Origin of the sequence: Maccoyibacter intestinihominis (assembly GCF_040096355.1) — a bacterium.
Classification (GTDB): Bacteria; Bacillota; Clostridia; order Lachnospirales; family Lachnospiraceae; genus Maccoyibacter; species Maccoyibacter intestinihominis.
Genome location: NZ_JBBMEX010000018.1, coordinates 22,331 through 31,149, shown reverse-complemented (window position 1 = coordinate 31,149; position 8,819 = coordinate 22,331). Strand labels below are relative to the sequence as shown.

Here is an 8,819-nt window from a genome sequence, read left to right as displayed (position 1 = left end):
AAATAAAACTTTCCCTTATTTCCCTTACGATTATCTCATAAGGGCAAAAATAAGGGAAAATACATATCGTTTCGCTAATGCACAGGCTGGAAAGCCTGTAAAATAGGGAAAGTTAGAAATATATTTCGGCAAATTTGAAGTTGTCGGGTTCTTTACATAGATAAAATATCCATTTTCAAAAAATGATTCATAAATACTCCTCAAAATTATATATATGTAAAATCATTTTTCTTTCATTTTAGTTTATCCTTCACTGATTTAACTGTAGTAATCCTGTTTCCAGAACTTCTATCATTTTTTCGATTTTTGTATTTATCAAACCCTCTATCATGACTAACAAACGTTACCTCCTGATTCCCCCTTTTTAGCAATTGACCAGCCTCAGCTTTAATTTGATTGTCAACCGCTTGGTCTCCTGGAGAAACTAGTTTTGATGATACATTAGGTCTATTTTGATATTTCCTGTCAAATTTGCATTTTGCTCCCACTTGCGAAAAAATAGCTCTGACCGTTGTATTTTTTGTTGTATGTTCGATGCCTTTTTGCGCTTCTTTAATATGATTATCACCATCAATAAATATTGTTTGTTTTCTTTGCGGTTGAAATTTCTTTCTATTTTTTTTCGTCTTATTGACTTTGTTTGAACCTTTTCTTTTTTCTTCTTTGAGTATGTTTGGTAATTTTACAGATACACTAGAAGAATTGTATGTATGTCCATATAGACATCCATAATCTATATTTGACGATGAATTCAGCTGAAAAGTTATTTCCTGTGTACTTCTATTAACAGAAGGTGAATAAGGATTTATAGATGATTTAGTCACTGTTTTTTTTACCGTAATATCATGTACATACGCTGAATCCTTTAACATATCATCATATTTCCCATTTATTATTTCTTCTAAGTCCTTTACTACATCTTCTTCAACAATTCCCCAGCTTTTTCCTAAATTATATTCTTCAATAAATTCTTCAATCTGCTTCCGCGAAGGCATTTCATCGAGACTACCAAATGATTCTTTTAATTTTACTAGATATTGTTTATATGAAGAGATAGATTTACTTTTACCTGTTATATTTTTAAGCATCAAAGAACTAATATCTTTCTTAACATCAAGAATAATTATCTGCCAGTCAATAAACAAATTATATTTATCAATAAAAGACTGAACTTCTTCGCTAGAAGGCATTTCCTTAATACCACTAAAAAATTCTTTCAGCCTTTTTTGGTATTCTATATAATTATTTATTTTTTTCCCCAATATACTCTCCTGCCTTTCCCCTCAAAATCGGAATTTCATACTATAACTTATAATGCATAAAGTTGCCATTATGCTTAAACCCAAAATCAGTATATAATTTAACACCCATATCTGATGCTGTAATCTGAACAGTACCACAGCCATATTCCTTCGCTTCACTTACTACTCTTGAAAGTAACTCCTTCGCTATACCTTTTCTCCTGTAATTTGGATTAGTGAACATACTGGAAAGCAAACCTATTCTTCCAGAAGGGCATCCAAAATATGGTGGTTTCTCAACAAATGACATTCCACTTGTTCCTATAATCTTATCCCCATCCTTTGCAATCCATGAGACAAATGTTCCATCTGCCATATGCCTATTATAGTAATCCTCCAAATTAGGAACCAAGTCAATTTCTTCTGTAGCACCTTCTTCATGAAGCTGATTAATTCTCATTTGGATAAATGTATCTAATTCATTTTCTGTAAGTCGCTTATATATAATATCCACGCTTTCAAAACCTCCTTAGCTCTAAAAATAGGAATTTACCAATCCGACAAATTCAAAGTTTTACCTGTTCACCAAATTCCGATTGAGATTTCACCTGTTTTAAGAAATTTAATAACTGTTATATTTTGTTATTAAATTCTCCGCAAACCATTGAAAACACTGGATTTGTCGCAGGTGAGCTTTCCCTTATTGTTTCCCTTGTGTTATATCGTCCCACCAGTGTTTACGAACTCTGATAAGGGAAAATACAAGGGCACAAGATGTCCGGTGGACATCTGCTCTGTGCCGACCGAAGCGGCAGCGGAGACCAAAAAAATTATATAAAACAGTATAACACAAAATAAAAGTGACATGGTGAACTGATTGAAATGCTTCTGATTTTTGTAGCAAATAATTGATTGAACGATAAGGAGATAAGATACGATGAGAACACTATTTGCAGAATATAATCCCGGACGAAACAGCATTGATGTTTATACCAGTGCAGACTATATGCTTCGCATTGACTGCTGGGAAGCAGAAAAGAATTTGAGAACCACACCCGGATCAGATTGTGCATTAAACACACTTGCCATTGATGAACCACTAGAATATGCGAGACTGTATCTTGATGGGAATTTACAGATGTGGGTAGATGCAGAAGATTCCTTGACATTATAGTAATGTTCAAAAAAAGCTCTCTGTGCAATGCACAGGAGCTTTTTATATGTAGACCTCTATTTATTTGTGCTGTCTGCATCAATTACAGACTGAATCTGCTTCATAAGGGTATCATAGTTGTCCTTGTTATCAATTCCGCCGAGCATTGGTTCGCCTACAATATTGCCATTTCTGTCAACAAGTATAGTTGTTGGAAAGGCCATGATTTCTGAGGCATATTTACCGGCATCACTAGAGGAGTCAATTGACAGATTACGATATTTGACACCCTGGCTTTCAAGAACAGAGGCAGCCTCTTTGATAGCTGTTTTATTGCCATCGAAGGTCTCAGTGTTGATGCCAACAACTTCTCCGCCCATTGATTTGATAGCTTCATTTAATTCGTTAAGCTTGGATAATTCAGCGACACATGGTTTGCAGCCGGTAAACCAGAAATTGACGACTGTTACTGCATTACCGGAAAACAGGCTGTCATCAACCTTATTGCCATCAAAATCCTCACCGGAAAAATCACTGAATACAGATGAGGCTTTAGAGCTGTCCTTCTTGTTATCGTCTGATGATGTATTTTTGTTTTCAAGCTCTGCTATCTGTTCCTCGATTTTTCGTATGGTTTCAATATCCTCATTAAGTGTTTTAAGCTCATCGTCTGTGAATGAATTCTTGTTTGATTCTACGGTACCGGCAAGATAATCAGCATAATTTCCGTTTGGATCGGCGTCACTTTTGTTCATCATGCCAAATGCCTTGTTCCACACATCAGCGTGATCTGCAAAAAGCTGATTTTCCTGCTGATATAAATCATCAAGCCTGGAATCTGATTTGCCGGATGCTTCTGAGCCGGCTTCAGTCTGAGTGTTCTTAGAATCTGTTGTGGAAGCTTGCTTTACGCCACATGCTGTAAGTGATAATGCTATGCAGAGTGTAAAAATAGAAATAAATGATAATTTGTTTTTCATGAGTAATTCCTCCTTTAAAATAATAGTAAAATGTTTAATAGCTATCTGTTGTCATTTTTTTGACATGATTTTCCCATAAACCGGTAGCAGATGGCGTCCTTCGGACAGGCCTTTATGCAGGCACCGCAGCGTATGCACTCGGGGTGATCCGGTGTCTTACACACATCCACATCCATCTTACATGCCTTTGAGCATTGACCGCATCCGACACATTTGCTGCTATCAACGGTGATTTTGAGCAGACTGACCTTATTAAATAATGAGTAGATTGCTCCAAGCGGACAAATCCATTTACAGAAGGGCCTGTAAAATAAGATACTTAGTACAATCACTGCAATTAAAATCATACACTTGAAAGAAAAAAGCTTTCCCAGCGCAGAACGGATAGCAGCATTTCCAATAGATAACGGTATAGCACCCTCTAAAACACCCTGAGGACAGATATATTTGCAGAAGAACGGGTCTCCCATTCCTATAGAGTTCGTTACAAGCATCGGAAGAAGTATAACGAAAACAATAAGAATGACATATTTTAGGTACCTAAGAGGCTTTAGTTTGGCTGTGGATAATTTCTTTCCGGGGATTTTATGAAGTAAATCCTGAAACCATCCAAATGGGCACAAAAAACCACATATAAATCTGCCGAGAGTTACACCGAGTAAAATAAAAAATCCGGTTATGTAGTATGAAAACTTAAATTTTGATGATCCGACAACTGCCTGAAATGCCCCTATTGGACAGGCTCCTGTCGCGGCAGGGCAGGAGTAGCAGTTTAATCCGGGTACGCATACTGTTTTTGCATTGCCCTGATATATTTTACCCTTAAATAAATTTGGAATATGAATATTGGTCAGCAGCGTTGCTGCGGCCTGTATCCAGCCACGTATTTTTGCCAGTTTTCTTGATAGTAATTTCTTTTCCTTATCCAATTCCGACACACTCCAGACATAGTTTTATTGCTTTACCAAGCACTGTAGCCGCTTCACCTCTGACTGCACCATAGCTTATCATAGATACACCAAGGATAAGCAGAATGATTTGACATGTTTTTTGGTATTTCAACATAATGTTGCTCCTTTTTGTTGTATTGTTGACCAGCTGACTTTGGTATTATACAATATAGGTTGTAAAATTATTGTTAAGAAGCAGGAGAACATTTTGAGATTATTAATTGTTGAGGATGAGAAACAAATATGTGATATGGTTGCAAAGAGTCTGTATGCTGCCGGTTATGAGGTGGATACCTGTTATGATGGGAAAGAGGCTCTTGAATGTATACTGTCGGAGAATTATGATCTGATAGTTTTGGATTTGAATCTGCCGGGGATGGATGGCATGGAGCTTCTTAAGGAGCTTAGAAAATACAATGATGAAACTAAGGTTTTGATATTATCTGCAAGAGGTCAGATTGCTGATAAGGTAGAGGGACTGGATGCAGGAGCAAATGATTACATGGAAAAACCATTCCATCTGCAGGAGCTTGAGGCACGTATCAGAAGCCTGACAAGAAGGAAATTTGTACAGAATGATATATGTCTTAAATGCGGAGAAATAAAGTTTGATACGATTAAACGCGAGGCATATGCAAAGGAAGAGCCGGTTCCACTGACAAGAAAAGAGAATGGTATTTTGGAATATTTACTTATCAATATAGGCAGACCGGTGAGTCAGGAGGAGCTGATAGAGCATGTGTGGGATGCCACGGCAGACAGCTTTAGCGGAGCAATCAGGGTACATATGTCTTCACTTAGAAAAAAGCTTAAGGCGAAGCTGGGATATGATCCCATTCAGAACAAGGTAGGTGAAGGCTATAAAATACGGGAGGAGTCTGACAGATGAAAAGAATGTCGCTACAGTGGAGACTTACGTGCATTACTACATTGTGTATTGCTATTATATGTGGCTGCCTGACTATGTTTGTCTATAAAAATGGTGTGCATTACATCGATTCTCTGCAGGATGCGGTAGAGTCACAGGGGGATGAAAAAGGAAACAAATCAGATGAAATATATATCAGCATACCGGACGATAAGTGGGATGAGTTTGCGGATGAATTTTCGGTTCAGGTGTACAATAACAAGGCCGACTATAAAAGAAACAGTCTGATAATCACGGTTTTGCTGGCGCTTTTGGGAGGTGTCGTCACTTATTTTATAAGCGGGCATGCACTCAGACCAATCAGGGAGTTTTCAGATAAAATTGAAAAGGTACAGGCTCAGAATCTGTCTGATTCAAGAATAGAGGAAAACAATGTTAAGGAACTGAACCAGCTGGGTATTTCTTATAATAAGATGCTTGAGCGTCTGTCGGAAGCATTTGAGATACAGAGACAGTTTACTGCAAATGCAGCACATGAGCTGCGTACTCCATTAGCGTTAATGCAGGTACAGCTTGATTTATATAATTCTGCCTCTCACCCGGGAAATGATGCAGACACTTTGCAGACCATAAAAATGGTTACGGAACAAAATGATAAATTAAACAGGATGGTAAAGACTCTTCTTGACATGAGTGAGCTTCAGACGGTGGGAAGGGATGATAAAATTATATTGGATGCTATTGTTGAAGAGGTTTTGGCAGATCTTGAGCCTCTTGCCGTGGAAAAGAATATAAAGCTGATTGGAAAATGTGAGGATGCCACTATGATAGGCAGTGATATCCTTATTTACAGGCTTGTATACAATCTGGTTGAGAATGCCATCAAATATAATCATCCGCTCGGACAGGTTACAGTAACCGCATATCAGAGAAACAAGCATGTTTATCTGTCTGTAGAAGATACGGGAAGCGGAATACCAAAGGAGCTTAGGGAGAGAGTGTTCGAGCCATTCTTCCGTGTGGATAAATCCAGAAGCCGGGAGCTGGGTGGCGTAGGGCTAGGTCTTGCTTTTGTCCGTGAAATCGTTAGAGTACATGATGGCAGTATTTGTATCAAATCAGGCAAGACTGGAGGAACGATTTTCGAGGTGACTTTTGCACAGCATTCAATGTAGCGTTCCATTTTACACATTTGTCAACGCTATTAAAACAGATTTGCTAAATGAGAAAAATAGAATAGTCTCCACATGTAAACCCATTCACAATAATAAAGAGCAATCGAATTATCTCGATCACTCTCTGCTCATTACTTCCATGATAATAATATCCGTCCCTACATCTCCTCCACAACCTGAAAAATATAAAACTTCAGATAATAACTCTCGTCCGCTGCCCAAAGGATCGGATGATCCGGTGCCTGTGTACGGTATTCCACTTGGCGCAGCCGCTTATGGGCACTCTTAGCCGCCTGACGGATCGTTTCCGTGAACAGCTCATAAGTCATAAAGTGTGAGCAGGAACAGGTGGCAAGATAGCCGCCGTCTTTTACCAGTTTTAAGGCACGCATATTGATCTCACGGTAACCTTTGACTGCATTTTTTACAGAATTTCTGGATTTCGTGAATGCAGGCGGGTCTAGGATGACAACGTCGAACTGCTTGCCTTTTTTCTCAAAATCCGGAAGCAGATCAAAGACATCTCCGCAGGCAAAATTTACGATCCCCTGCAGATCATTCATTCTCGCATTGAACATTGCCTGATGGATCGCAAGGTCAGAAGCATCAATTCCCAGCACTCTTCTTGCTCCGCCAAGTCCTGCGTTTAACGCAAAAGAACCGGTATGTGTAAAACAGTCTAACACATCCGCATCCTGACAAAGCCGTCCGACTGCTGCACGGTTGTATTTCTGGTCTAAGAAAAATCCGGTCTTTTGTCCCTCTTTGATGTCTACCACATAGAGCACACCATTTTCTACAATTTCCACATTGGTATTAAACGGTTCTCCGATAAATCCTTTGATACGCTCCATGCCTTCCTGTGTGCGCACTTTCGCATCACTTCGCTCATAGACGCCGCGGATGTGTACCCCATCTTCCTCTAAGCACTGTTTGATGCAGCCCACAATGACAAGTTTCCAGCGGTCAATTCCCAATGCATTCGACTGTACCACCAGTACATCCGCAAACTTGTCTACTACCAGCCCCGGGAAGAAATCTGCCTCTGCAAAGATCAGACGACAGCTTGAGGTATCGACCACTTTTTTGCGGTACTCCCATGCACGTTTGACACGTTTCATCCAAAAAGCTTCATCAATCACCGTATTCTCATCCCTGCTCAACATCCGCACACGGATCTTAGAATGGTCATTGATAAAACCGACTCCCATCGGATAGCCGTCAAAGTCATGCACCAGCACGACATCTCCGTTTTCATAGCTTCCTAACACGGACTCGATCTCATTATCATAAATCCACATACCGCCTGCCTTTACGGTACGTCCCTCACCTTTTTTTAACGTTACTATTACACTCATACGCTGTCTCCTTCTTTTTTATTTACCACATAGATTCCAATACTTACGAGCAGCAGTGCGATCAGACTTTTTACTCCTGCTGCCTGCGCGCCTTCCCCTAAGAGAAGTGCCGATAAAATAACTCCAAACACCGGATTCATAAAGCCAAAGACTGCCACCTTTGACACCGGATTATATTTTAACAGGATTCCCCACAGGGAATAGGCAACCGCTGAAACGACTGCTAAATAGACGAGCATGCCGGTGGATGCCGCTGCAAATCCATGCACCTTTCCACCCATCAGCAGTCCGATGACACACATGATGATGCCTCCTGTTATGAACTGATAACCGCTTAACAGCACCGGATTTTCATCCTTAGAATATCTTTTCAAAAAAACAGAGGAAAATGCATATGCCACGGTAGACAGGAAAATAAATCCCTCACCGGTCAGCCGGAAGCCCATATCCATGCTGCCTCCTAAATTGACAATGACAACTCCGGCAAAACCAATCAGACAACCGACGATTTTTTTCCCGGTCAGCTTCTCCTGTTGAAATAAAAGGCTCGCTACGAGAACTGCCACAAAGACATTCACGCCTTCTATAATAGAAGCTTTCACACCGGTGGTATTTGCAAGTCCTACATAAAAGAAAAAGTATTGCAGAACAGTCTGTAACATGGATAATTTGAATATTTTTCCAAAACTCTCTTTTTTCGGTATCAGAAACCCTCTATTTAAAACACTGCCAATGAGAACGGTCAGGATTCCCGCTAAGGTAAAACGATACCCTGCAAATAAAATCTGTGCTGCGGTATCAGCGGCATCAATTTCAAACATCTGATAGCCGATCTTAATGCATGGAAACGCACTTCCCCACAATGCACAGCAGACCAGTGCGCCAAACCAGACCACTGCGGTCTTTTGCATGATCTGCGCTCTTTTTTCTTCTTTCATGACTTAACCTCTTATATTTCTTTTTACGACTCTTATCAGTTCTTTATCTTATACCATGATTGTATATTTTTCAACTAAAAGAACCTCTACATAGAGTTGACCTATTCTGTCCTGCGTGTTAAAATTAATGTATGTTTAAATTTTAACAATCTCATG

10 protein-coding genes are annotated in these 8,819 nt (G+C 39.5%); 3 read left to right on the top strand and 7 right to left on the bottom strand.

Features of this window, described 5'->3' with window-relative positions; all coding sequences use genetic code 11:
• Nucleotides 1–233: 233 nt before the first annotated feature.
• Together WMO43_RS13565 and WMO43_RS13560 are read right to left on the bottom strand one after the other, a co-directional pair.
• Nucleotides 234–1,262 carry a hypothetical protein gene (locus WMO43_RS13565; RefSeq protein ID WP_353531542.1) on the bottom strand — a complete coding sequence of 343 codons (1,029 nt, stop codon included), beginning with the start codon at nt 1,260–1,262 and terminating at the stop codon, nt 234–236.
• 40 nt (nt 1,263–1,302) lie between these two features.
• Nucleotides 1,303–1,755, bottom strand: coding sequence for a GNAT family N-acetyltransferase (locus tag WMO43_RS13560; protein WP_178834221.1), 453 nt, complete (start codon nt 1,753–1,755; stop codon nt 1,303–1,305).
• Nucleotides 1,756–2,178: 423 nt separating this feature from the next.
• Between WMO43_RS13560 and WMO43_RS13555 the strand changes: the two genes are divergently transcribed.
• A complete protein-coding gene (locus tag WMO43_RS13555) occupies nt 2,179–2,415 on the top strand; it encodes a DUF6061 family protein (RefSeq protein WP_353531541.1) in 237 nt (78 codons plus the stop codon).
• 56 nt (nt 2,416–2,471) lie between these two features.
• Here WMO43_RS13555 and WMO43_RS13550 read toward each other — a convergent pair whose 3' ends face one another.
• The 3 genes from WMO43_RS13550 to WMO43_RS13540 are packed head-to-tail and all read right to left on the bottom strand — an operon-like array spanning nt 2,472 to nt 4,439.
• On the bottom strand, nt 2,472–3,374 hold the full coding sequence (locus tag WMO43_RS13550) for a TlpA disulfide reductase family protein (RefSeq protein ID WP_353531540.1): 903 nt from the start codon (nt 3,372–3,374) through the stop codon (nt 2,472–2,474).
• A 41-nt stretch (nt 3,375–3,415) separates the two neighbouring features.
• Nucleotides 3,416–4,303, bottom strand: a complete 888-nt coding sequence (locus tag WMO43_RS13545) for a 4Fe-4S binding protein (protein WP_009263529.1) — start codon at nt 4,301–4,303, stop codon at nt 3,416–3,418.
• Entirely contained in the window at nt 4,296–4,439 is a 144-nt protein-coding gene (locus tag WMO43_RS13540) for a CD1871A family CXXC motif-containing protein (RefSeq protein WP_009263530.1), read from the bottom strand. The genes WMO43_RS13545 and WMO43_RS13540 overlap by 8 nt, the downstream gene beginning before the upstream one ends.
• Before the next feature lie 93 nt (nt 4,440–4,532).
• Here WMO43_RS13540 and WMO43_RS13535 point away from each other — a divergent pair, with 93 nt between their 5' ends.
• Together WMO43_RS13535 and WMO43_RS13530 are read left to right on the top strand one after the other, a co-directional pair.
• Entirely contained in the window at nt 4,533–5,213 is a 681-nt protein-coding gene (locus WMO43_RS13535) for a response regulator transcription factor (protein ID WP_022024520.1), read from the top strand.
• Complete coding sequence (locus WMO43_RS13530; RefSeq protein WP_353531539.1) at nt 5,210–6,367, top strand: sensor histidine kinase; 1,158 nt, start codon at nt 5,210–5,212, stop codon at nt 6,365–6,367. The genes WMO43_RS13535 and WMO43_RS13530 overlap by 4 nt, the downstream gene beginning before the upstream one ends.
• Before the next feature lie 158 nt (nt 6,368–6,525).
• Here the strand turns inward: WMO43_RS13530 and WMO43_RS13525 are convergent, their stop codons facing one another.
• A complete protein-coding gene (locus WMO43_RS13525; protein WP_353531538.1) occupies nt 6,526–7,725 on the bottom strand; it encodes a class I SAM-dependent rRNA methyltransferase in 1,200 nt (399 codons plus the stop codon).
• Nucleotides 7,722–8,663: a DMT family transporter gene (locus tag WMO43_RS13520; protein WP_353531537.1), complete on the bottom strand. Its 942-nt coding sequence runs from the start codon at nt 8,661–8,663 to the stop codon at nt 7,722–7,724. Before WMO43_RS13520 ends, WMO43_RS13525 begins: the two co-directional genes overlap by 4 nt.
• Nucleotides 8,664–8,819: the final 156 nt, after the last annotated feature.